We start from the raw sequence: 22,689 nt of genomic DNA, 5'->3' as shown, positions 1-22,689 counted from the left end.
CTATGAAGCAAATCCGCCTGCTGGCGCAATATTACGTCGACCTGATGGTCAAGTTGGGGCTGGTCCGTTTTTCGCTGCTGCTGGCGTCGGCGCTGGTGGTGCTGGCCATGATTGTGCAGATGGCCGTGACCATGCTGCTGCGCGGCGAGGTTGAAAGCATCGACGTGGTGCGCTCGATCTTTTTCGGCCTGCTGATCACGCCCTGGGCGGTGTATTTTCTCTCGGTGGTGGTTGAGCAACTGGAGGAATCCCGCCAGCGGCTGGCGCGGCTGGTGGATAAACTGGAGGAAATGCGCAACCGCGACCTGCAGCTCAACCAGCAGTTGCAGGACAATATCGCGCATTTGAACCAGGAGATTGCCGATCGCGAGAAGGCGGAGGACGCCCGCCAGCGCGCCATGGATAAACTGACCGAGGAAATGGCCCGGCGCGAACAGGCGCAAATCGAGCTGGAACAACAGTCTTCGCTGCTGCGCTCTTTCCTGGACGCCTCTCCCGACCTGGTGTACTACCGCAATGAAAACAAGGAATTTTCCGGCTGCAACCGCGCGACGGAACTGTTGGTGGGGAAAAGCGAGAAGCAACTGGTAGGCTTGACCCCACGCGATGTGTATGCGCCGGATATCGCGGAAAAAGTGATCGAAACCGATGAGAAGGTGTTCCGCCATAATGTCTCGCTGACCTACGAGCAGTGGCTGGTCTATCCCGACGGACGCAAGGCCTGTTTTGAACTGCGCAAGGTGCCTTTTTACGACCGGGTGGGCAAACGACACGGCCTGATGGGTTTCGGCCGCGATATAACCGAGCGTAAGCGCTACCAGGACGCGCTGGAGAACGCCAGCAGGGAGAAGACCACCTTTATCTCAACGATCAGCCACGAGCTGCGTACGCCGCTTAACGGCATCGTCGGCTTAAGCCGCATCCTGCTCGATACCCAATTGGATCAGGAGCAGCTCAATTATCTGAAGACCATTCACGTCAGCGCCATCACCCTCGGCAATATCTTCAACGATATTATCGAAATGGATAAACTGGAGCGGCGCAAGGTGCAGTTGGATAACCAGCCGATGGATTTCAACGCCTTCCTGACCGATTTGGAGAACCTGTCCGGCCTTTTGGTGCAGCCCAAGGGGCTGACGCTGGTGATGCAGCCCTGCGCGCCGCTGCCGGACGCCATTCTTGCCGACGGCACCCGCCTGCGCCAGATCCTGTGGAATCTGATTGGCAACGCGGTGAAATTTACCCGCAGCGGTGAAATTATTATTCGCGTCCGGCGCGAAAAAGACGATCTGCTGTGCTTTGACGTGGAGGATTCCGGTATCGGCATTCCCGAGGACGAGCAGGACAAGATTTTCGCCATGTATTACCAGGTCAAGGATCAGAACGGCGGCAAGCCCGCCACCGGTACCGGCATCGGCCTTGCGGTGTCAAAACGCCTGGCGCAAGCCATGGGCGGCGATATCCAGGTAAAAAGCCAGCCGGGCAAAGGCTCGTGTTTCAGCTTGTCCATCACGGCGCCGGAAGTGCGGCCTGAGCCGAAGGACGACGAAGATGACCTGCCGCTGCCGGCGCTCAACGTACTGCTGGTGGAGGACATTGAGCTGAATGTGGTGGTGGCGCGTTCGGTGCTGGAAAAACTGGGCAGCAGCGTGGATGTGGCGATGACCGGCCGCGACGCGCTGGAGATGTTTGATCCCGATGAATATGACCTGGTGCTGCTGGATATCCAGTTGCCGGATATGACCGGGCTGGATATCTCCCGCGAGCTGCGCCGGCGCTACGCCGGACGGGATTTGCCGCCGCTGATCGCCCTGACCGCCAACGTACTGAAAAACAAACAGGAGTACCTCGATGCCGGCATGGATGATGTGCTGAGCAAGCCGCTGGCGGTATCGGCCCTGACCGAGGTCATCCAGCGCTTCTGGGATCATCCCGGCGATCGGCCCGCCGACGCGGAGGATGCCGCCGGAGCGCCGGCGGCGCAGGCCATACTGGACACCGCGATGCTGGAGCAGTATCTGGACTTGGTGGGACCGTCCCTGATATACCAGGGCCTGGAGATGTTCGAGAAGATGATGCCGGGGTATATGACTCTGCTGTCGACCAATATGACCGCGCGCGATCGGCACGGCATCGCCGAGGAAGGCCATAAGATCAAAGGCGCCGCCGGCTCCATCGGCCTGCTGCACCTGCAGCAGTTGGCCCAGCAGATCCAATCGCCGGAACTGCCGGCCTGGTGGGATAACGTGCAGGAGTGGGTGGACGAACTGGGGCAGGAGTGGCGTAACGATGTGCAGACGCTGCGGGAGTGGGTACGTAAGGCTGAAAAAAAATGACCCCGACCTAGGCCGGGGTGCGCGAAGATTGCGCCAACACCAGGGAAACTGTTGCCCGCCCATTCTCAGGTGTTGTTGGTTGGCGGGGTGGTAAAATTCGTTAAGCGTTAATTATCAACATAGCAAAAGAACGCTGTAATGTTACAAGAACCATTAAAATTTGGGATGTAGAATAGACTTTGTCAATAGAAATAATATTTTCACCGGCCTGATGGAAGCGAGGATATTTATGAAACGCGTTGGCGTCGTTTTAAGCGGATGTGGCGTGAATGACGGTAGTGAAATTCACGAAGCGGTACTGACGTTACTGGCCCTGGACCGCGCCGGGGCGCAGGCGGTGTGTTTTGCGCCGGATAAACTCCAGGCCCATGTTATTAATCATTTTTCCGGCGAGGAAATGACCGAAAAACGCAATGTCCTGGTTGAATCCGCGCGTATCGCGCGCGGCCAGATACGTCCGTTGGCGGAGGCGCGCGCCGATGAGCTGGACGCGCTGATCGTGCCGGGGGGATTCGGCGCCGTGCTGAACCTGAGCGATATCGCCGGCAAAGGGAACGAGGGCGACGTGGATGCCGATTTGCGTCGCCTGACGCAGGAAATACATAAACAACGTAAAGCAATCGGTTTTATTTGCATCGCCCCGGCGCTGTTGCCGAAACTGATTGATACGCCGCTGCGGTTAACCATCGGCACGGATAACGATACCGCGGAAATGATCGAAGACATGGGGGGCATCCATGTGGTGTGCCCGGTGGATGATATTGTGGTCGATGCCGACAATAAAGTGATCACCACGCCCGGCTATATGCTGGCCACCTCCATCACCGAGGCGGCGAAGGGCATCGATAAACTGGTGGCGCGGGTACTGGAATTCACCGCATGAGGATCGCAGGCGGCCGGTTTTCCGCATGGCGCGCGGCGAAATGGCTGCTGGCGGGGTGCGCTGCGCTTGTCGGCGCGTGGCTGGCGGCGGTGGTGCTGTTTGCTTTTCTGCCGGTGCCCTTTTCGGCGGTGATGATGGAACGGCAACTGGGCGCCTGGCTGCACGGCGATTTTGCCTATGTCGCCCATTCCGACTGGGTCGGCATGGGCGATATTTCGCCGAACATGGCGCTGGCGGTGATTGCGGCCGAGGACCAGAAGTTCGCCCGGCATTGGGGATTTGATATCGACGCCATCCAGGCGGCCGCGGCGCATAATGAACGCAGCCAGCGGATGCGCGGCGCGTCCACCATTTCCCAGCAGACGGCGAAGAACCTGCTGTTATGGAACGGACGCAGCTGGACGCGCAAGGGGCTGGAAGCCGGTATTACCCTGGCCATGGAAGGACTCTGGACCAAACGGCGTATCTTGACGGTATATCTGAATATCGCCGAATTTGGCGAGGGGACCTTTGGCGTGGAAGCGGCGGCGCAGCGTTTTTTCCACAAGCCCGCCAGCCGGTTGACCGCCGCGGAAGCGGCGTTGCTGGCGGCGGTATTGCCGAATCCGCTGCTTTTTCGCGCCAATGCCCCGTCGCGTTATGTGCAGATGCGCCAGCAATGGATCATGCGCCAGATGCGCCAGATGGGGGGAGAGGACTACCTGAGGGAAAATCGCCTGCGCTGAGCTCCAGGGGAAAGGGCGGGCGGGAGAACCCGCCCCGCTATTTATTTGATATAGGTAAACGCGGTGGTGACGTGCTTGACGCCGCTGACCTGGCTGGCGGTTTGCGCCGCCGCCTTACCCTCTTCATTGGTCACCAGTCCCAGCAAAAAGACTTCGCCATTTTCGGTGGTCACTTTGACATTGGATGATTTCACCGCATCGCTGGCCAGCAGCTGCGAGCGGATCTTGGTGGTGATCCAGGTATCCATCGAGGCGCGTCCCAGGCTGACCGGCTGCCCCAGGCGAATTTCGTTATACACTTCCGTGGCGCCGTCCACGCCTACCACGATTTGTTTGGCCCGATTGGCCAGTTCCGCCGTGGGCGCCTGGCCGGTCAACAACACCTTGCCCTGGTAGGCGGTGGCCACAATACGCGCTTCTTTCTTGATCTGCGCGTCTTTGGCCAGGGCGTTGCCGACGCGGGCTTCCAGCGTGCCGTCATCGACCTGGGTGCCTACCGTGCGGGGATCGGTGGCGGTTTTCGTTGCCACCGCCGCGCTGCCGACGACTACCGCACCGACACATCCCTGCAGCAACAGGGCGGTGAACAGCAGTACAAAGGGGAAACGAACCTTCATGTAAGCTCCTTAATCGTCCTGGTGAGGAAACAATGAATTGTCAATAAGATCGCACAGGCAATTAACCGTCAGCATATGCATCTCCTGTATGCGCGCGCTGCGGTGTGAAGGAATACGGATTTCAACGTCCTGCTGCCCGAGCAGGCCGGCCAGTTCGCCACCGTCGTAACCCGTCAGGGCGATAATGGTCATATCGCGCGTTACCGCCGCCTCCACCGCCTTCACAATATCACGGCTATTGCCCCGGGTGGAAATGGCGAGCAGGATATCGCCGGCCTGGCCGAGCGCCCGCACCTGCTTGGCATAGATTTCCTGATGCAGGCGGTCGTTGGCGATAGCGGTCAGCACTACGCTGTCGGCGTTTAACGCCACGGCCGGCAGGCTGGGCCGCTCGGTTTCATAACGGTTGATCATGCTGGCGGCGAAATGCTGCGCGTTGGCGGCGGATGTCCCGTTGCCGCAGCACAGGATTTTATTGCCGCTGAGCAGCGCTTGCACCAAGGCCGTGGCGGCGCGGGAGATGGCGTCGGGCAAGGCTTCCGCCGCCGCGATTTGGGTTTGGATACTTTCTGTAAAACAACCTTTGATTCTTTCCAGCACGGTAGTTAAGCCTAATCTGTGATAAATGAAGTAGCGGTTATCCCGCTGCGCCGAAGGCGTTTACCAGCCATTCTACGCGGCAACCGGTAATGGCCAGGACATCGAAACGGCAAGAGGATGTTTCCAGGCTTTCGCCCCGACGCGCCAGCCAGACCGCCGCCGCCAGCAATAACCGGCGCTGCTTGCGGAAGGTGACGCTTTCAGCGGCGCTGCCGAATGCGTTATTACGGCGATAACGCACTTCGACGAATACCCAGGCGCGGGATTCCCGCATGATTAAATCGATTTCGCCGCCGCGCACCCGCATATTGGCGGCGACGAAGCGCATGCCAGCGTTTTCCAGATACCGGCGCGCCAGATATTCCGCCCGCGCGCCGGACCGCTGCCGGTTTAGAGTGCCTGTACCAGTTTTCCCTGTTGGTATTTCAGCCAAGATAGCTTCCTGTTGATGACACAATCCGGTGTCGCCGAGAGCTGGCCGGTTTCGCCCGCCACCTGGAAGCCTGGGATCTGGCGCATTTCGGAGAAATGGTTAACCAGCGTCCAGGCGTCCATGCCCATGGCGTACAGCCTCACCAGTGAATAATCTTCCTTGAACTGCGCGCTGGTCTGTTGCAGCAGTCCGGGATTGGCGCCCGCCAGCAGCGGGATATCGCTGAATTCCAGCCCTTCCATTTCCAGGCGGTAGTCCGGGCCGGCCTCGGCCTGGTAGCTGCGCGAACTGGCATACAGGCCCAGGCGCGAGCGCGAGCTGGTGCGCATGTCGATCATGGGCTTGATCAGCGCCAGCTCGGACGGCGTGGCGATAATATACACCGCGTCGACGCCGCCGCCGGCGGAAGGCGAGATCGCCGCATCGCTTGGCGGCGCCGGGATGGTCAGACCGGCAATGGTCACCGACTGCGGTTCCGACGGCGCCGCGGTGGATACCGGCTGGCCGGAAAGCTGGATGCCGGCGCCGCTGTTGATGGCCTGTTTCAGCTCGCCGACGGAACCGATACGCTGCTCAAGCACGGTGCCGCCGCCGGCTTTGGTCCAGGCCTCGGCAAAGGCCTTGACGACGCGATCGCCCAGCGACCCGCGCGGCACCAGCAATAACGGCTGTTGCCGGTGCTGCTGGAAGATATGGTTGGCGGCGTCGCGGGCTTCATCTTCCGGCGAGAGGGAGAAATAGCAGATATTCGCCCGGTTCTGCAGATGCTCGGGCTGGTTGAGGGCCAGGATATTCATCGTGCTCTGGCTGCTGTAGAGTTGTTCCACCTCATTTTTCAGCAGCGGCCCGACAATGAGGGTGGCGCCATCCTGCTGCGCCTGTGCCAGCAGCGCCGGCAGCGGCTGGCTGGAAGTATCATAGACCTTCACTTGCGCATTGCTTGCCGGTCCGGCGGCAACGGGCGCGGCCGCCGGCTGCGGCGCGGCGGTAACGGCGGTGGCGGCGTCGGCCGCCGTGGCGTCGGCCGGCGCGGTGACCGCCTGCGAGGTTTGGCCCGCGGAGGCATCGGTGGGCGGCACCGGGGCGGCGGCCGTATTCAGGCCGTTTTTCGCGGCGTTGAATCCCTGCTGGATGGCATTGGAAAACACCTGGGCCTGGCCGTTCATCGGCAGGAACAGGGCGATTTGCCCGACCGACGAGGGCTGGTAGTTCAGGACCTGGTTGAGCTGGGTCGGCAGGGTCTTGGCCGCCGGGTTCTGCGGATAACGGGTCTGCCAATCCTTGATGCCGGCTTTCAGCAGGGCGGGATCCTGTTTATTGTCCTGGTAGACATGCAGCAGATCCAGCCAGCCCTGGAGAACATTTTCATTGGCGTTAATCACCAGGCTTGCCTGCGGCTGGGCTGAAAAGGCCAGCAGGGCTTGCCAGGTCTGGTCGATATTTTGCTGATGCGCCGCCGGGTCGGCCAACAGCGGCTCCTGGGCAATATAGGCGCGCAGCAAATCCAGCGACGGCTGCTGGCCGGCGCCCGCGGCAATACGCACCTGCAGGAAGCGCGCCTGTTGCTCCTGGGAAAGCTGGCCGGGGTCGAGTTTTTGCAGCGCGGCGGCTGCGTCCTGCGGCCGTTTTTGCGCGACGGCAAGCTCGGCGGACAGCAAAAGCTGCTCGCGCTGTTGGACATCGGTCATCGCTTGGGGTAGCGTGCCGAGCAACTGCTGCGCCCGATCGGTCTTGCCTTCGCCGATCAGGGCGTGAATGGCGAGTAATTGAAAGTCGGTCTTGCTATTATCATTGCCCGCCTGCTGCATTTGCTGCAGGTAATAATCGGCGTTGGCGCCGGCATTGGCGCCGGGCTTGGCCTGGCCGCCGCCGGCAGGGGCCTGCGGCGCCTGGCTGGAACACGCGGCGAGGATCAGCGCAGCCAGCACGACGGGTAGAACACGCCCTGTTTTAAAACCCATGACATATGAGTAAAGCATTCTGTATCCAGTGATGTTTTTTTCAAGATGCTCAATATTAAATCGGCAATCCGGATGAGACAATGAATCAACACCAACAAGCAGATATTTCCGCATCAACGCTTTATGTGGTACCGACTCCCATTGGTAATCTGGAAGACATCACCCAGCGGGCGCTGTCGACACTCCAGCGGGTCGACTTGATTGCTGCTGAAGATACCCGTCATACCGGCCTATTGTTACAACATTTTGCCATAAATGCGCGCCTGTTCGCGTTACATGATCATAACGAACAGCAAAAAGCGGATGTTTTGCTGGCAAAGCTGCAGGAAGGACTGAGTATCGCACTTGTCTGCGACGCTGGCACGCCGTTGATCAACGATCCGGGCTATCATTTGGTCCGCCGCTGCCGCGAGGCGGGTATCCGGGTGGTGCCGCTGCCGGGTCCCTGTGCGGCCATTACCGCGCTGTCCGCCGCCGGCCTGCCTTCCGATCGTTTCTGCTACGAGGGTTTCCTGCCGGCGAAGCGCAAAGGCCGCCAGGATACGCTGCTGGCCCTGGAACAGGAACCGCGCACCCTTATCTTCTACGAATCCACCCATCGGCTGCTTGAGAGCCTGCAGGATATGGTCACCGTATGGGGGCCGGCGCGCTACGTGGTGCTGGCGCGCGAGCTGACCAAGACATGGGAAAGCATCTACGGCGCGCCGGTGGGCGAACTCCTGGCCTGGGTCGGCGAGGATGAGCATCGCGCGCGCGGCGAAATGGTGCTGATCGTCGAAGGTTTCCAGGTCAAGGACGACGCCCTGCCGCCGGAGGCGCTGCGTACGCTCGGCCTGCTGCAAAAGGAGCTGCCGCTGAATAAAGCCGCCGCCCTGGCCGCCGAAATCCACGGCGTGAAAAAAAATGCCCTTTATCGTTATGCCCTGGACCAGCTTGGGGATGACAATTGATCGAAAAGCTTTTATACTCCGCGCCGGAGTTGACCAGACAATCGCCGCTTGACCGACCTTCCTTCGGGAAGCAACGTCATGGGGAGGAAAGTCCGGGCTCCATAGGGCAGGGTGCCAGGTAACGCCTGGGGGGTGCAAACCCACGACAAGTGCAACAGAGAGCAAACCGCCGATGGCCCGCGCAAGCGGGATCAGGTAAGGGTGAAAGGGTGCGGTAAGAGCGCACCGCGCGGCTGGCAACAGTTTGCGGCATGGTAAACTCCACCCGGAGCAAGGCCAAATAGGGGTTCACAAGGTACGGCCCGTACTGAACCCGGGTAGGCTGCTTGAGCCAGCGCGCGAGCGCTGGCCTAGATGAATGATTGTCCTCGACAGAACCCGGCTTACCGGTCAACTCTATTATCGCGTTAGCCCCATGCTTATTTATGGCATGGGGTTTTTTTTTGCCCGGCAACCCCCCTTCGCGTTTATTCCGCCAGGTCGATCAATAACGCCCGCAGCGGCGTTTGCGCCTGTAGCCGGACGCGGCGCTCATTGTGGATAAAAGCGCCGTCGCCGCAGGTCAGCAAGGTGGGATTGGCGGTGTCCTCGCGGTGAGCGGGGCTATCTGTCGCCGGGTTATCGATGTGAATCGTGCCATGCACCGATTGCAGGTAAGCGCGCGATCCCCTTAATTCCAAGGTCAGGCTTTGGCCCGCCGCCAGTTCCACGTGATGTATCCAGGCCTGTTGACGCAATTGGAGGCTGCCGCCTTCGCCATCCGGCGAGGCCAGCAGCAAATGGGGCTGGTCGGGTATCGCCAGGCGCTGGACCGCGGCGTTTTCCCGCGTCGGGCAGGCGTCCATCCACAGTTGCAGCCGGGTCAGCGGCGTCGAACCGGTGTTTTGTTCGCTATAGGTGACGCCGTTGCGTGCCGACAGCAGCAGGGCGTCGCCGGTGGCGGCCTGGATATGGCGGCCCTCGCTGTCGCGGTATTCCGCCTGTCCCTGAAGGATCAGGTTAAGAATATCCACCTGCGGATAGGCGCGCGGCTGAAAGGCGGCGCCGACCGCCAGCACCTCCTGGTTCAGCACGCGCAGGGAAGCGTAGCCGAGCATCTTGGGATCGAAAAAATGACCGAAGGAAAAGGTGTAACGCGCCTGGAGCCAGCCGTAGTCGGCATGGCCGCATTGTTTTGCCGTTCTGAATGTAATCATGGCTCTGTCTGCTTATTTTCTATGGACAAGCTGCCCATTTTTTATGTGTAGGGTCGGATGGCGTGTTTATTATCCGCCTGGCGGCATAGGGACGGCGGCGCCAAAACTTTACTCTATAAATAGTAAGGGTATGGACGGCGGATTGTTAGCAAGTTAATCTGGTCAGTATATTCAAATTTCCTGAATGAGACCGGGCATGGCTAGAGAACGGGCGTTAACGCTGGAAGCATTACGGGTGATGGATGCCATCGACCGGCGCGGCAGTTTTGCCGCGGCGGCGGATGAACTGGGCCGGGTACCTTCGGCGCTAAGCTATACCATGCAAAAACTGGAAGAAGAGCTGGATGTGGTGCTGTTCGACCGTTCGGGGCATCGCACCAAGTTTACCAACGTCGGGCGCATGCTGCTGGAGCGCGGGCGGGTACTGCTGGAAGCGGCGGATAAGCTGACCACCGACGCCGAGGCGCTGGCGCGCGGCTGGGAAACCCATTTAACCGTGGTGACGGAAGCCCTGGTGCCGAGCGAGAAGCTGTTCCCCTTAATCGAGAAGCTGGCGCGCAAGGCCAATACCCAGGTGTCGATTATTACCGAAGTGCTGGCCGGTGCCTGGGAACGGCTGGAGCAGGGCCGGGCCGATATCGTTATCGCGCCGGATATGCATTTTCGCACCTCGTCGGAAATCAACAGCCGCAAATTGTATAAAATCCTCAACGTGTACGTGGCCAGCCCGGATCATCCCATTCACCAGGAGCCGGAGCCGCTGTCGGAGTTGACGCGGGTAAAATACCGCGGCATCGCCATTGCCGATACCGCCCGCGAACGTCCGGTGCTGACCGTGCAGCTGTTGGATAAGCAGCAACGCCTGACGGTAAGCTCCATGCACGATAAGCGCCGGGCGCTGCTGGCCGGGCTGGGCGTGGCCACCATGCCTTATCCGCTGGTGGCGGAGGACATTGCCGCCGGACGCCTGCGGGTCGTGGGCCCCGAGTACAGTATGGAGAACGATATCATTATGGCCTGGCGCCGCGACAGCATGGGCGAGGCCAAATCCTGGTTCCTGCGCGAAATCCCGAAATTATTCGCCTGAGATCCGGCCGCTGTTAACCTGACGCCACCGCATCCCGGCACCGGTCAGTCCTCGTCCGCCGGGCCGAAACGATCGTCGCGGCCGTGCGGTTCGTCCAGATCCTGCCGCGGTCCGATGGAAATGATACCGTGGGGATTGAGCGTGGCGTGGCTGCGGTAGTAGTGGTTGCGGATATGGGCGAAATCCACCGTGTCGCTGATGCCCGGCATTTGGTAGATATCGCGCAGGAAGCCCGAGAGGTTGAGATAATCGCCGATCCGGCGGCGATCGCATTTGAAATGGGTGACATAGACCGGATCAAAACGGATCAGGGTGGTCCAGAGGCGCAGGTCCGCTTCGGTCAGCCGGTCGCCGGTGAGGTAGCGATGGCGGCCTAGTATCGCCTCGAGCCGATCCAGCGCGGCGAATACGCCTTCCACCGCATCATCATAGGCTTGCTGGGACGTGGCGAAGCCCGCTTTATAGACGCCGTTGTTGACCTGGTCGTAAACCCAGCCGTTAATCTCATCGATTTGCGCGCGCAGTTCACGGGGATAATAGTCGCCGGCGCGGGCGCCGACGCCGTCGAAGGCGCTGTTGAACATGCGGATGATATCCGCCGATTCATTGCTGACGAGGGTTTTCCCCGCGGTATCCCATAGCACCGGTACCGTGGTGCGCCCGCTGTAGCGGGGGTCGGCCTCGAGATAGAGCTGGTAGAGGTAATCCTTGTGGTAAAGCGGGTCGCCGGTGGCGCCGGGAAAATCAGTGCCGAAGGTCCAGCCGTTTTCCAGCATGAGGGGATGGACCACGGACACCGGGATCAGGTTCTCCAGGCCTTTGAGTTTGCGCATCAGGAGTGTGCGGTGCGCCCAGGGGCAAGCCAGCGAGACATAGAGGTGGTAGCGGTGGTTCGCCGCGGCGAATCCGCCGCGGCCGGTGGGGCCGGGCGCGCCGTCAGGGGTGATCCAGTTGCGGAACTGCGCCGCCGAGCGTTCGAAGCGTCCGCCGGTGGATTTGGTGTCGTACCAGCTGTTTTGCCATTGGCCCTCTACGAGCAGTCCCATATGCGAGTTCCTTATAGTCAGTGGATAATTGCGGCCGGTGCCAGCGGGCCTGCGGTGTGATGGAACACTCCCCCTTTAACACGGCTTATGTGAGCTCGATGATCGCGGGCCTACCATGCCATGGGGCGTTTTCCCTTGAACACTGCTTGTGTTAAGTGTAGTCAGCTTTGTCTTCTGCGGCCTGTTACCACTTTTTGTTGAGCAGGCGATCGATGCTGAAATAACCGGCGCCCAGCACCGCCAGCAGTAAGTAGCCGCCGGAGATGGAGAGGTTCTTCATAAAGTTGATCTGGTTGCCAGCCTGGGAGAAATCGCTATGGAAAATAAAGGCGGTCAGCAGGACAAAGACCACGGTGATCAACGCAACCGTGCGGGTGAGGAAACCGAACAGGATGGCGAGGCCGCCGCCGAATTCCAGCAAGATGGTCAGGGGCAGCATAAAGCCGGGCACGCCCATGGCTTCCATATATTGCTGCGTAGCGGCGTAGCCGCCTATTTTGCCGAAGCCGGAAACGATAAATAGGATCGGCAACAGGATCCGGGCAACCAGGATGGCGCTATCATCTAATTTTTTCATCTTCTTCCCATCTTATTTTAAAGGACGGCCTTCAAAACGAAGGCCAGATTACAGCAGGTTTTAAAGCAGGTTAGACGGCTTAATGAACCCGTTGCGTTTGATGAGGGAGATGTTATCCGTAAGAAAGGTTGGGTGATAGCGATTAAAACTGTCGGTTATTATCAAAAAGATTGAGTAAGGGGCGGGGCAGTGGAGATTCCTGCGGGCTTTCGCCCGCGGGAGGGCTTATTAACGTGATTGAAGCGTGGTGCGAATCAGTTTAAGCGTACCGACAATGCCGAGCGCGCGTTTTGTCCAGCGGATAAAACGGCTGGGATGGCGGATATTGTACAGCGCCAGTATGCTGGAGCCGGCTATCAGATACTTGCGCAGGCTCAATACGGTGTTCCAGCCGCGGTCGTAGCGGGCGGTGGCAAAATACCAGGCGCGTTTTTCCGCCCCCAGATCCAGCCGCTGCTGGTGTATGGTGCGCAGGAGCTGGGTTTTGGTCATTTTGGGCTGATGGTCGCTCATCTGTCCTCCCTGGCTCTTTCCCTTTCCTTTTCGCGCTTGCGGGCTTTCTCTTCTTCCTGAATTTCGTCCTGGACCTTTTCCAATATATTCCGGTCAACCTGCAGTTCTTCGCGCGTGGAACCCAGCAGGGTGGAACGCTTAGCCTTGCCCAACGTCCAGATGGCGCCAATAATCGCCAGCACGAACAGCACCGCGGTGGTAGTGGCTATCGCCGTCAGGCGGTATTGCGGATCGATGGCCCAGATCAGCAGCACCAGCAGGCTCATCAAGCCAAAAGCGGCCAGTAACAACGTAATACCGGCCATCATCAGCATTTGGATAATATTGGATTTTTCTTGTTCCAGCTCTACCACTGCCAAACGCAGGCGGGTCTCCACCATACTGACAATAATGGTAATAATACGCTGGCCTATGGTGAAAATGCCCTTGCCAGGGCCCTGGCTTTGCTGTTCAATCATTTTATCAACGCCGCATAATTAACGCACCAAGGACAAACCCGACTACGGCGCTGATGCCGATACCCGTCCAGGGGTTGTCATGTACATATTCATCGGCCTTTTCCGCAACCACTTTGGTCTGTTCGGCCAGGCGCTCGCCGCCATCGCCGAGACGGGTCCGGGTTTCCTTGAGCGCGCTTTCCGCCTTGCTGCGCAACTTGTCAAATTCAGCCTTGGGTTTCTGAGAGGAGCCACGCAGCACTTCTTCCAGCGTATCCGCCAATGACTTTAATTCGGCGCGTAAATGTTCAGAGGTCGTATCTTTAACCATCTTTTTTACTCCTTCGACGTTTACGAATCAGTGTTAGCCCGTATTAATCCATCATTACTACCTAGGCGTCTAATATTTAGCGCTTGTTGTAAGCGTAGCCCCGGATTTGGCAAACCGCAAAAAACTTATAGCAATTTCTTAGGGTTAATAGGGTTAGCCTACCCGGGCATTGCCGGTATGCAGATAGGGAAGCCAGTGCCATCGGGGATAGTGCCGGCTGCGTGAAACCGAATAATTTTCCGGCAGCAGATCTTCCAGGGCGCGCTGCGCCGCCAGCGCCTGTTCGGGCGTATCGAGCAGGATAATCAGGCTGTCCCTGGCGGGAGTGATGCTTTTGATCCTGATGCCGCGCTCGTCAAGGCGCTGGTAGATATAAAAACCGTCGGGCAGGGAACCGCGTTCGCTGGCAAGGGTAATCTCCAGCGCCGTCTCTTTGGTCATCAGCGCCGGCAGCAGCAATATCAAGACCAGCAGCGAGGCTGTCGCCACCAATACCGCTCGCCATGTCATCCACCCGCGCCGCCATTTTACGTTCACATTCACTTTCTTAACCTTTTTACGGCGTCCGTGGCGCGTTTTTTACGCCACAATATCAGCAGCGAGCCGACCAGTCCCATCACCAGGAAGATCAGCGGCAGTAACATCAATCCCAGCATGAGCTCATCTTCGTAATGCTTGAACAGGGCGGTTTTGCCAAGCAGGAAACCGACGGTGGTCAGGATAAATACCCAGATAAACGCGCTCAGCCAGTTAAACAGCTGGAAGCGGGTATCGCTCAGTCCGGCCAGGCCGGCGATGGTCGGCAGCAGGGTGCGGACAAAGGCGACAAAACGACCGATAAGCAGCGCCGAAAGCCCGTGCCGGTAAAACAAAGAATGCGAGCGCTGGTGATATTGCGCCGGCAAATGGGACAGCCAGCTTTGCACCATGCGCGTATTGCCCAGCCATTTACCCTGTATATAACTGATCCACGATCCCAGGCTGGCGGCCGCTGTCAGTATCAGCAGGGTCAGGGGAAAATTCATGGTGCCTTTGGCTATCAGCACGCCCACCAGGATCAGCAGGCTATCCCCGGGCAGGAAAGCCGCGGGCAACAAGCCGTTCTCCAGAAATAAAATGACAAACAATATTAAATAGAGGGTCCAGACCAATGTAGGGTCGGCAAGTGTTTCAAAATCCTGTTGCCAGAGGGCATGTACCAGGGATTTTAGTATATCCATTCAGCATTCCTAACTTGAAACAGCAGCTTACAACCTGGTTAAAATGTAAAAAAAGCCATCTCACTGTAACAAAATCAGACATCGTGAGACAGGGAAATATAACCGACAATCGTCCCGCCGCGAGGATATATTGCAATAAAAACGCCTGGCAAAGGCTTCTTTTACATGGGCTGACAGAAAAACGACACTTACTGACGTGGTCCGGCCGTCGGGCGCAAGCGCTTGGCAAGACTAAAAAAAACAGGAGGTTGAAAACGCGCACATCCGCCTGGGACGGGGTAAGGAGAGTCAAGGATGGCGCGCCATTGGCCTGAAATGAACGAACGCCCCCGGCGTGGCGCCAGGGCACCTACACGGATGCGGGCCCTCAATGGCGCGCCGCGGCCTGATCATCACATGCAACGCGAGGGTTTATTTGGTGCCGTTGGCCAGGCTATCAAGGTGTACGACCGGATTTTCGGTAAACATGTAACGGTCGACGTTAAATTCGAAATCATCAGTGGTGGCGTGGAACAGCATTTGCTTGGTGTTTTCCAGATGTTGCCACATCGCCAGTTTGGCCGCGTAGGGGTCTTTGCGGATCAAGGCCTTGAGGATATGATCGTGATCTTCGCACCAGCTTTCGATGGATTTATCATCGATATGTTCATGCAGCTTGCGCCAGTACGGGTTGTGCAGCCGTTGGCTCCACATCTGCTCGACAATGGTGGCCATGGCGGTGTTCTGCGTCGCCAGGGCGACCTGGACATGGAATTTCAGATCCCATTTTGAATCGCGGAAACGATCTTCCAGGCGGGCATTTTCCTGGATATCCATTAATAACACGATATCCTGGCGGGTAACCTGCGTGGCGGCGAATTCGGCGATATTGCTCTCGATCAGCTGGCGCGCCTGCAGGAGTTCAAACGGACCTGCGGTGGTGAACTGAAACTCGCCGCTGGGCAGCAGCAGGTTTTTTTGCTGACTGGAGATGACGTGGATGCCGGAACCTTTGCGCACTTCAACGTAGCCTTCCACTTCCAGCATGATGATGGCTTCACGCACCACGGTGCGGCTGACATTCATCTCTTCCGCGATATAGCGCTCCGCCGGCAGTTTTTCACCCACGGGATAGACGCCGGTCTCGATGCGTTGTTTCAGCTCGGCGGCCAGCTGTTGATATAATCGTCGGGTTTCGGTGAATTCCATGATACAGGCTCTTAAATGTTGGGTAACGTTTTAGTCGGTGCCGCGCCATCACTGCGCAACGCGTCAAAAGTTGCTCGTTTAGAACTCACATCGATGACATATTTGTTATACCACTTATTAAATGAAGCGCCTAGATGGACATATCCCATTACACCTACTTTTCCGCCCCGGAATAAAAATCCCCGGCAATGCGTCATGCATGTGCCGGGGATTTCAGGGACGTGCTATTGGTCGCCGCGTCGCGTGGAAAACAGCGCGCGTTGCGGCGTCATTTAGCTATGGGCCGGTTTGAGCGGCTCTTGCCCGGGCAGCAGTTCCACCACCGGACGGTTTTGCAGTATGGTCCATACCGCCAGCACGGCCAGTAAGTCAAATACCGACAGTACCGCGAACAGCGGGCTGAAGCCCAAGGTGTCCGCCAGGGCGCCTACGACCAGGGCGAACATGGTGCTTGCCGTCCAGGCCGCCATGCCGGTAAGGCCGTTGGCGGTGGCGACTTCGTTACGGCCGAAGACGTCGGAGGAGAGCGTAATCAGTGCGCCGGACAGGGACTGATGGGCAAAACCGCCGATGCACAGCAGGCCGATGGCAACGTAAGGACTGGTAAACAGACCGATAAGGCCAGGGCCAATCATCAGGAAACCGCCGAGGGTCACGACCAGTTTACGTGAAACGATCAGGTTAACGCCGAAGATGCGCTGGAAGAACGGAGGCATATAGCCGCCGAGGATACAGCCGAGATCCGCAAACAGCATCGGCATCCAGGCGAACAGGGCGATTTCTTTCAGGTTGAACCCGTAAGCCTTGAACATGAACAGCGGGATCCAGGCGTTAAAGGTACCCCAGGCCGGTTCAGCCAGGAAACGCGGGATGGCGATGCCCCAGAACTGACGGTTGCGGATAATCTGCCAGGCGGACAACTTCTTGGCGTTGTTTACCTGATGCTGTGCTTCCTGGCCGCCCAGAATATATTCGCGCTCTTCGTCGCTCAGTTTCTTCTGGTTTTTCGGGTGCTTATACAGTACCAGCCAGGCGATGGCCCAGGCCAGGCTCAGCGCGCCGACGATAACGAACGCCAGTTCCCAGCTGTGAACCACAATCGCCCAGACGACCAGCGGCGGTGCGAGCATCGCCCCGATTGACGAGCCGACGTTGAAGTAACCCACGGCGATAGAACGTTCTTTCGCCGGGAACCATTCGCTGCTGGCCTTCAGGCCGGCGGGAATCATAGCCGCTTCAGCCATGCCGACGGCGCCACGGGCAATCGCCAGTCCGCCCCAGCTGCTGGCCAGCGCGGTCGCCATACACATCAGCGCCCAAACGATGGCGAATACGGCGTAACCGACTTTTGTGCCCAGCAAATCCAGTACATAACCGGCTACCGGCTGCATGAGCGTATAACATGCAGAGTAGGCGGCAATAATATAGGAATATTGCTGTGTGGTGATATGCAGCTGGTCCTGGAGGGTAGGAGCTGCCACCGCAATGGCGTTACGCGTCAGGTAACCCAGCACCGTACCAACGGTGACCAGGGCGATCATATACCAGCGTAACCCTTTTATTTTACGCATTACCACTTCTCCCAATGAGTATGAGCCGTCATCACCACTACCCAGATATCATGGGGACGACGGGTATAGAGCCAGCCGGAGAGCGCGCTCTCCGGGTATTGTTATATTCTGTCGGCCTGTTATCCGGTCTAACGACCCGCGCCTTGCCAACGCCTGCCGCTTTAACCCGATACCGCTTACCGCTGTTTGGACTGCCGGCAAATCGCCGCCGGAAATCCGCATCGCCCTGGCCCGTCAGATGAATTCATGACCCTGAGTGCGGTCATCTAAACAAAATGATTGAGTCCAGACTCAATGTGGCGCTACGATAACTTGTCATACAGATTTAAAAGTTGAGTGACATCACAAAAACCATTTTTATTTTAAGGGATAATAAATCGTCCCGTTAGCCGGGCGTAAGCCCTGTAGCTGACCTATATATGTTGAGTTTTTGTTGAATTTGGCAGGAAATGGTATATCAGCACCGGCAGGATCTGCATTTTCCTGCTAAATTGGTATAACACCTTTCAACATTTAAGAAACATAACTCAAAGAAATGAAGGTGAGGAGCCTGAAATGTCCCAGTTTTTGACTGAAGATTTTTTGTTGGATAGCGAATTCGCTCGCCGTTTGTATCATGATTACGCCGTGGACCAGCCGATTTATGACTTCCATTGCCATTTGCCGCCGGTACAGATTGCGGAAGATTACCGTTTCAAGAATTTGTACGATATCTGGCTGAAAGGCGATCACTATAAATGGCGCGCCATGCGCACCAACGGCGTGGCCGAGCGTTTTTGCACCGGCGACGCCGGGGACTATGAAAAATTCGAAGCCTGGGCCAAGACGGTTCCCCATACCATCGGCAATCCGCTGTTCCATTGGACCCACCTGGAACTGCGCCGTCCGTTCGGCATCACCGATAAACTGCTGAGCCCCGCCACCGCGCGGGAAATCTGGGATCGCGGCAACGAAATGCTGGCCCAGGACAATTTCTCCGCCCGCGGCATCATGAAACAGATGAACGTGAAGCTGGCCGGCACCACCGATGATCCGGTGGATTCCCTGGTTCACCACAAGGCGGTGGCCGAAGACGCCAGCTTCAATATCAAAGTGCTGCCGAGCTGGCGCCCGGATAAAGCCTTTAATATAGAAGCGGAAGGCTTTAACGATTATATGAAGCTGCTGGAAGCCGCTGCCGACACCGCCATCACCAGCTTCAGCACCTTGACCGACGCGCTGAAAAAACGTCTGGACCATTTTGCCGCCCATGGCTGTAAGGTCTCCGACCATGCGCTGGACGTGGTGGTTTACGGCGAAGCGGACGAAAACACCCTGAACGGCATCCTGGCCCGCCGTCTGGACGGCAAGCTGCCCTCCAAGGACGAAATCGCCCAGTTCCGCACCGCGGTGCTGATATTCCTGGGCAGTGAATACACCCGCCGCGGCTGGACCCAGCAATACCATATCGGCGCGCTGCGCAACAATAATACCCGCATGCTGAAACAGCTCGGCCCGGATACCGGCTTCGACTCCATCAATGACCAGCCGGTCGCCATGGCGCTGTCCCGCCTGCTGGATGCGCAGGCCCGTAACAACGCCCTGCCGAAAACCATCCTGTATTGCCTGAACCCGTCGGATAACGAAATTATCGGCACCATGATCGGCAACTTCCAGGGTGAAGGCATGCCAGGCAAAATGCAGTTCGGCCCGGGCTGGTGGTTTAACGACCAGAAAGACGGTATGGAACGCCAGATGCTGCAGTTGGCCAACCTGGGTCTACTGAGCCGCTTTGTCGGCATGCAGACCGATAGCCGCAGCTTCCTGTCCTATACCCGCCACGAGTATTTCCGCCGCATCCTGTGCCGCATGCTGGGCCACTGGGTGGAAGCGGGCGAAGCGCCGGCGGATATCAACCTGCTGGGCGAAATGGTGAAAAATATCTGCTTTGATAACGCGAAAAACTACTTCGCCATTGAGCTTTGATTCTGGGGGCGGGCCTTAGGCTCGCCCGGTTAAAACGCTATTTTTTATTATCCGCAGCCGGGTAATTTTTAAGGTAAATTTCGCATGCAAACGCTAAATCGTCAAAACTTTCCCGGACCCCAGTACACCACGCGTGTCATCCAGTTCGGCGAGGGAAATTTTTTACGCGCTTTTATCGACTGGCAGTTGGATCTGCTTAATGAACATACCGATCTGGACGCCGGCATCGTTATCATCCGTCCAATCAATACGGATTTCCCGCCGTCGCTCAGCACCCAGGACGGCCTGTACACCACCGTTATCCGCGGCCTGAATGAACAGGGCGAAGCGGTGCGCGAGCCCAGGCTTATCCGCTCGGTTAACCGTGAAATCAATATCTATCATGAATTCGACGATTACCTGGCCCTAGCGCACGACGCCAATATCCGTTTCGTCTTTTCCAACACCACCGAGGCCGGCATCAGCTACCAGGCCGGGGACAAGCTGACCGATACGCCGCCCGCCAGCTATCCCGCCAAGCTGACCCGACTGCTGTTCGAACGTTTCAGCCATTTTGACGGCGCCGCCGATAAAGGCTGGGTGCTGGTGCCGTGCGAACTGATCGACTATAACGGCGACGCGCTGAAAGAGCTGGTGCTGCGTTACGCCCAACAATGGGCGCTGCCGGCCGGGTTCACCACCTGGCTCAATGAACACAACACCTTTTGCTCCACCCTGGTCGACCGTATCGTGACCGGTTACCCGCGTGGCGAAGTGGAAGAACTGCAGGCCGAACTGGGCTACCAGGACACCTTCCTTGATACCGCCGAGTATTTTTATCTGTTTGTTATCCAGGGACCGCAGTGGCTGGCCAAGGAACTGCGCCTGGACCAGATGGACCTGAACGTGCGCATCGTCGACGACATCAAGCCCTACAAAGAACGCAAGGTCGCCATCCTTAACGGCGCGCACACCGCGCTGGTGCCGGTAGCGTTCCTGTCCGGCCTGGACACCGTCGGCGAATCGATGAACGATAAACTGATCAGCGCTTATGTGGAAAAAACCATCGCCGAAGAAATCGTGCCGGTGCTGGATCTGCCCCATGATGAACTGACCTCGTTTGCGCAGGCGGTGCTAAGCCGTTTCCGCAACCCCTTTATCCAGCATCAGTTATTGTCCATCTCCCTGAACGGCATGACCAAATTCCGTACCCGCATCCTGCCGCAGCTGTTGTCCTATCGTGAAAAACACGGCGAGCTTCCGGCCCGGCTGACCTTCGCCCTGGCGGCGCTGATCGCGTTTTACCGCGGAGAACGCAACGGCGAAAGCTACCCGATGCAGGATGATGAAAAATGGATTACCCGTTTCAAATCGCTTTGGAGCGGCGTGGACAAAGGCGAGGTGGCGTTAAGCACCTTAGTAAATGACGTGTTGGGCGATACAGAGCATTGGGAACAGGATCTGCTCAAGGTTCCCGGCCTGGCGAAACAGGTTGAACAGCAGTTGCAGGCCATTATCGACCAAGGCATGCGCACTGCCGTTTCAGCCTATTGCTGAAAGCAAAAAGGTTAATTCATGAATATTATTAAAATTCATTCCTCAGACAATGTGGCGGTCGCCCTGCAAGACCTCGACACGAATGAAACGGTGGAAATCGGGGGCGTGACCATCACGCTGCCCCAGCCTATCGCCCGGGGCCATAAGTTTGCCCTGGCGCCCATAGGCGAGGGCGAAATGATCGTTAAATATGGTCTGCCCATCGGCCATGCGCTGAGCCCCATCGCTCCCGGCCAGCACATTCATTCGCAAAATGCCAAGACCAATCTTAGCGACCTGGATGAATATCAGTACCTGCCGGATTTCAAAACCCTGCCGGCGCAGATGCCCGATCGTGAGATTCAGATATACCGCCGCGCCAACGGCGAGGTGGGCATCCGCAACGAGCTGTGGATCCTGCCGACCGTCGGCTGCGTCAACGGCATCGCCAAACAGATCCAGCAGCGTTTTTTGAAGGAGACCTTTGGCGCCGAGGATATCGACGGCGTTCATCTGTTTACCCATCCGTTCGGCTGCTCGCAGCTGGGGCAGGATCATGAAAACACCCGCACCATGCTGCAAAACATGGTGCGCCATCCCAACGCCGGCGCGGTGCTGGTGATTGGCCTGGGCTGCGAAAACAATCAGGTCGACGTGTTCCGCACCACGCTTGGCGAGTATGATCCGCAGCGGGTGACCTTTATGGTCTGCCAGCAGCAGGATGATGAAGTGGAGGCGGGGCTGGAGTGCCTGCGCGCGCTTTACCTGGCGATGCGCGAGGATAAGCGCCAGCCGGGCAAACTCAGCGAGCTGAAATTCGGCCTCGAATGCGGCGGTTCGGACGGGTTGTCCGGCATTACCGCCAATCCGCTGCTGGGACGCTTCTCGGATTATGTCATCGCCAACGGCGGCACCTCGGTATTAACCGAAGTACCGGAAATGTTCGGCGCCGAGCGTATTTTGATGAGCCGCTGCCGGGACGAGGCGACGTTTGAAAAGACCGTGCATATGGTCAATGATTTCAAACAATATTTTATCGCCCATCAACAGCCGATTTATGAAAACCCATCGCCGGGGAATAAGGCCGGCGGCATTACCACCCTGGAGGAGAAATCCCTCGGCTGTACGCAAAAAGCCGGCCAGAGCAAGGTGATGGACGTGCTGAAATACGGGGAGCGCCTGCATGTGCCGGGCCTCAACCTGGTCAGCGCGCCGGGCAACGACGCGGTGGCCACCAGCGCCCTGGCGGGCGCGGGATGCCATATGGTGCTGTTCAGCACCGGGCGCGGCACGCCTTACGGCGGTTTTGTGCCGACGGTGAAGCTTGCCACCAACAGCGAACTGGCGGCGAAAAAGCCTCATTGGATTGATTTCGACGCCGGCCGGTTGATTCACGGCGTCGCGATGGATCAGGTGCTGGCGGAGTTCGTCGATTTAATCGTCGCCATTGCCAATGGCAAGCACACGCGCAACGAAGTGAATGATTTCCGGGAACTGGCCATATTTAAAAGCGGCGTAACGTTGTAAAAACCGGCCTG

At 58.0% G+C, this 22,689-nt stretch carries 21 protein-coding genes, 1 other RNA gene and 1 pseudogene; 9 read left to right on the top strand and 14 right to left on the bottom strand.

Going from position 1 to position 22,689, the window contains the following annotated elements:
• Positions 1–2 precede the first annotated feature (2 nt).
• From arcB to mtgA, 3 genes are all read left to right on the top strand, one after another.
• Positions 3–2,336, top strand: coding sequence for an aerobic respiration two-component sensor histidine kinase ArcB (gene arcB, locus ACL2XQ_RS23080; protein ID WP_413721522.1), 2,334 nt, complete (start codon positions 3–5; stop codon positions 2,334–2,336).
• Between the two features lie 229 nt (positions 2,337–2,565).
• Positions 2,566–3,219, top strand: coding sequence for an isoprenoid biosynthesis glyoxalase ElbB (elbB, locus tag ACL2XQ_RS23075; protein WP_410013377.1), 654 nt, complete (start codon positions 2,566–2,568; stop codon positions 3,217–3,219).
• Entirely contained in the window at positions 3,216–3,944 is a 729-nt protein-coding gene (gene mtgA, locus ACL2XQ_RS23070; RefSeq protein WP_413721521.1) for a monofunctional biosynthetic peptidoglycan transglycosylase, read from the top strand. The genes elbB and mtgA overlap by 4 nt, the downstream gene beginning before the upstream one ends.
• 41 nt (positions 3,945–3,985) lie before the next feature.
• Here mtgA and dolP read toward each other — a convergent pair whose 3' ends face one another.
• From dolP to ACL2XQ_RS23050, 4 genes are read right to left on the bottom strand one after another with little or no spacing between them, the layout of a single operon-like run.
• A complete protein-coding gene (gene dolP, locus ACL2XQ_RS23065; protein WP_413721520.1) occupies positions 3,986–4,561 on the bottom strand; it encodes a division/outer membrane stress-associated lipid-binding lipoprotein in 576 nt (191 codons plus the stop codon).
• Positions 4,562–4,570: 9 nt separating this feature from the next.
• Complete coding sequence (diaA, locus tag ACL2XQ_RS23060; RefSeq protein WP_162366285.1) at positions 4,571–5,161, bottom strand: DnaA initiator-associating protein DiaA; 591 nt, start codon at positions 5,159–5,161, stop codon at positions 4,571–4,573.
• A gap of 37 nt (positions 5,162–5,198) precedes the next feature.
• The gene (locus ACL2XQ_RS23055; RefSeq protein ID WP_413721519.1) at positions 5,199–5,594 is read right to left on the bottom strand and encodes a YraN family protein; all 396 of its coding nucleotides are present in this window, start codon (positions 5,592–5,594) and stop codon (positions 5,199–5,201) included.
• Positions 5,552–7,573, bottom strand: a complete 2,022-nt coding sequence (locus ACL2XQ_RS23050; protein WP_413739755.1) for a penicillin-binding protein activator — start codon at positions 7,571–7,573, stop codon at positions 5,552–5,554. Before ACL2XQ_RS23050 ends, ACL2XQ_RS23055 begins: the two co-directional genes overlap by 43 nt.
• 62 nt (positions 7,574–7,635) lie before the next feature.
• On the opposite strand from ACL2XQ_RS23050, the gene rsmI reads away from it, so the two are divergent.
• On the top strand, positions 7,636–8,505 hold the full coding sequence (gene rsmI / locus ACL2XQ_RS23045; protein ID WP_413721517.1) for a 16S rRNA (cytidine(1402)-2'-O)-methyltransferase: 870 nt from the start codon (positions 7,636–7,638) through the stop codon (positions 8,503–8,505).
• A gap of 25 nt (positions 8,506–8,530) precedes the next feature.
• Positions 8,531–8,907: RNase P RNA component class A (gene rnpB / locus ACL2XQ_RS23040), an RNA gene on the top strand.
• A 65-nt stretch (positions 8,908–8,972) separates the two neighbouring features.
• Here rnpB and ACL2XQ_RS23035 read toward each other — a convergent pair.
• A complete protein-coding gene (locus ACL2XQ_RS23035; protein ID WP_410013384.1) occupies positions 8,973–9,701 on the bottom strand; it encodes a pirin family protein in 729 nt (242 codons plus the stop codon).
• A gap of 196 nt (positions 9,702–9,897) precedes the next feature.
• Between ACL2XQ_RS23035 and ACL2XQ_RS23030 the strand changes: the two genes are divergently transcribed.
• Positions 9,898–10,788, top strand: coding sequence for a LysR family transcriptional regulator (locus ACL2XQ_RS23030; RefSeq protein ID WP_410013385.1), 891 nt, complete (start codon positions 9,898–9,900; stop codon positions 10,786–10,788).
• A 44-nt stretch (positions 10,789–10,832) separates the two neighbouring features.
• Here the strand turns inward: ACL2XQ_RS23030 and ACL2XQ_RS23025 are convergent, their stop codons facing one another.
• The 9 genes and pseudogenes from ACL2XQ_RS23025 to ACL2XQ_RS22985 all read right to left on the bottom strand — a co-directional run bounded on the left by ACL2XQ_RS23025 (position 10,833) and on the right by ACL2XQ_RS22985 (position 17,671).
• Positions 10,833–11,834: a glutathione S-transferase family protein gene (locus tag ACL2XQ_RS23025; RefSeq protein WP_410013386.1), complete on the bottom strand. Its 1,002-nt coding sequence runs from the start codon at positions 11,832–11,834 to the stop codon at positions 10,833–10,835.
• A 184-nt stretch (positions 11,835–12,018) separates the two neighbouring features.
• Positions 12,019–12,411 carry a DoxX family protein gene (locus ACL2XQ_RS23020; protein ID WP_410013387.1) on the bottom strand — a complete coding sequence of 131 codons (393 nt, stop codon included), beginning with the start codon at positions 12,409–12,411 and terminating at the stop codon, positions 12,019–12,021.
• A gap of 228 nt (positions 12,412–12,639) precedes the next feature.
• Complete coding sequence (locus ACL2XQ_RS23015; protein WP_410013388.1) at positions 12,640–12,924, bottom strand: YqjK-like family protein; 285 nt, start codon at positions 12,922–12,924, stop codon at positions 12,640–12,642.
• Positions 12,925–12,998: 74 nt separating this feature from the next.
• A pseudogene (locus ACL2XQ_RS23010) lies at positions 12,999–13,382 on the bottom strand (phage holin family protein); the annotation flags it as partial.
• Between the two features lie 4 nt (positions 13,383–13,386).
• Positions 13,387–13,692 (bottom strand): DUF883 family protein, encoded by a 306-nt coding sequence (locus tag ACL2XQ_RS23005; protein WP_162366294.1) that lies wholly within the window; start codon positions 13,690–13,692, stop codon positions 13,387–13,389.
• A 153-nt stretch (positions 13,693–13,845) separates the two neighbouring features.
• A complete protein-coding gene (mzrA, locus tag ACL2XQ_RS23000; RefSeq protein WP_413723499.1) occupies positions 13,846–14,229 on the bottom strand; it encodes an EnvZ/OmpR regulon moderator MzrA in 384 nt (127 codons plus the stop codon).
• A gap of 2 nt (positions 14,230–14,231) precedes the next feature.
• Complete coding sequence (locus tag ACL2XQ_RS22995; RefSeq protein ID WP_413721516.1) at positions 14,232–14,912, bottom strand: DedA family protein; 681 nt, start codon at positions 14,910–14,912, stop codon at positions 14,232–14,234.
• A 411-nt stretch (positions 14,913–15,323) separates the two neighbouring features.
• On the bottom strand, positions 15,324–16,100 hold the full coding sequence (gene exuR / locus ACL2XQ_RS22990) for a transcriptional regulator ExuR (protein ID WP_410013392.1): 777 nt from the start codon (positions 16,098–16,100) through the stop codon (positions 15,324–15,326).
• A gap of 272 nt (positions 16,101–16,372) precedes the next feature.
• Complete coding sequence (locus ACL2XQ_RS22985; RefSeq protein WP_331120011.1) at positions 16,373–17,671, bottom strand: MFS transporter; 1,299 nt, start codon at positions 17,669–17,671, stop codon at positions 16,373–16,375.
• Between the two features lie 555 nt (positions 17,672–18,226).
• On the opposite strand from ACL2XQ_RS22985, the gene uxaC reads away from it, so the two are divergent.
• From uxaC to ACL2XQ_RS22970, 3 genes are all read left to right on the top strand, one after another.
• The gene (uxaC, locus tag ACL2XQ_RS22980) at positions 18,227–19,636 is read left to right on the top strand and encodes a glucuronate isomerase (protein ID WP_410013393.1); all 1,410 of its coding nucleotides are present in this window, start codon (positions 18,227–18,229) and stop codon (positions 19,634–19,636) included.
• 84 nt (positions 19,637–19,720) lie between these two features.
• Positions 19,721–21,172, top strand: a complete 1,452-nt coding sequence (locus tag ACL2XQ_RS22975) for a tagaturonate reductase (RefSeq protein WP_410013394.1) — start codon at positions 19,721–19,723, stop codon at positions 21,170–21,172.
• A gap of 18 nt (positions 21,173–21,190) precedes the next feature.
• Entirely contained in the window at positions 21,191–22,678 is a 1,488-nt protein-coding gene (locus ACL2XQ_RS22970) for a UxaA family hydrolase (protein WP_410013395.1), read from the top strand.
• Positions 22,679–22,689: the final 11 nt, after the last annotated feature.

Origin of the sequence: Sodalis sp. RH14, from assembly GCF_047324285.1 — a bacterium.
In the GTDB taxonomy this organism is placed as follows: domain Bacteria; phylum Pseudomonadota; class Gammaproteobacteria; order Enterobacterales; family Enterobacteriaceae; genus Acerihabitans.
This window is presented reverse-complemented; position numbering and strand designations above follow the sequence as displayed.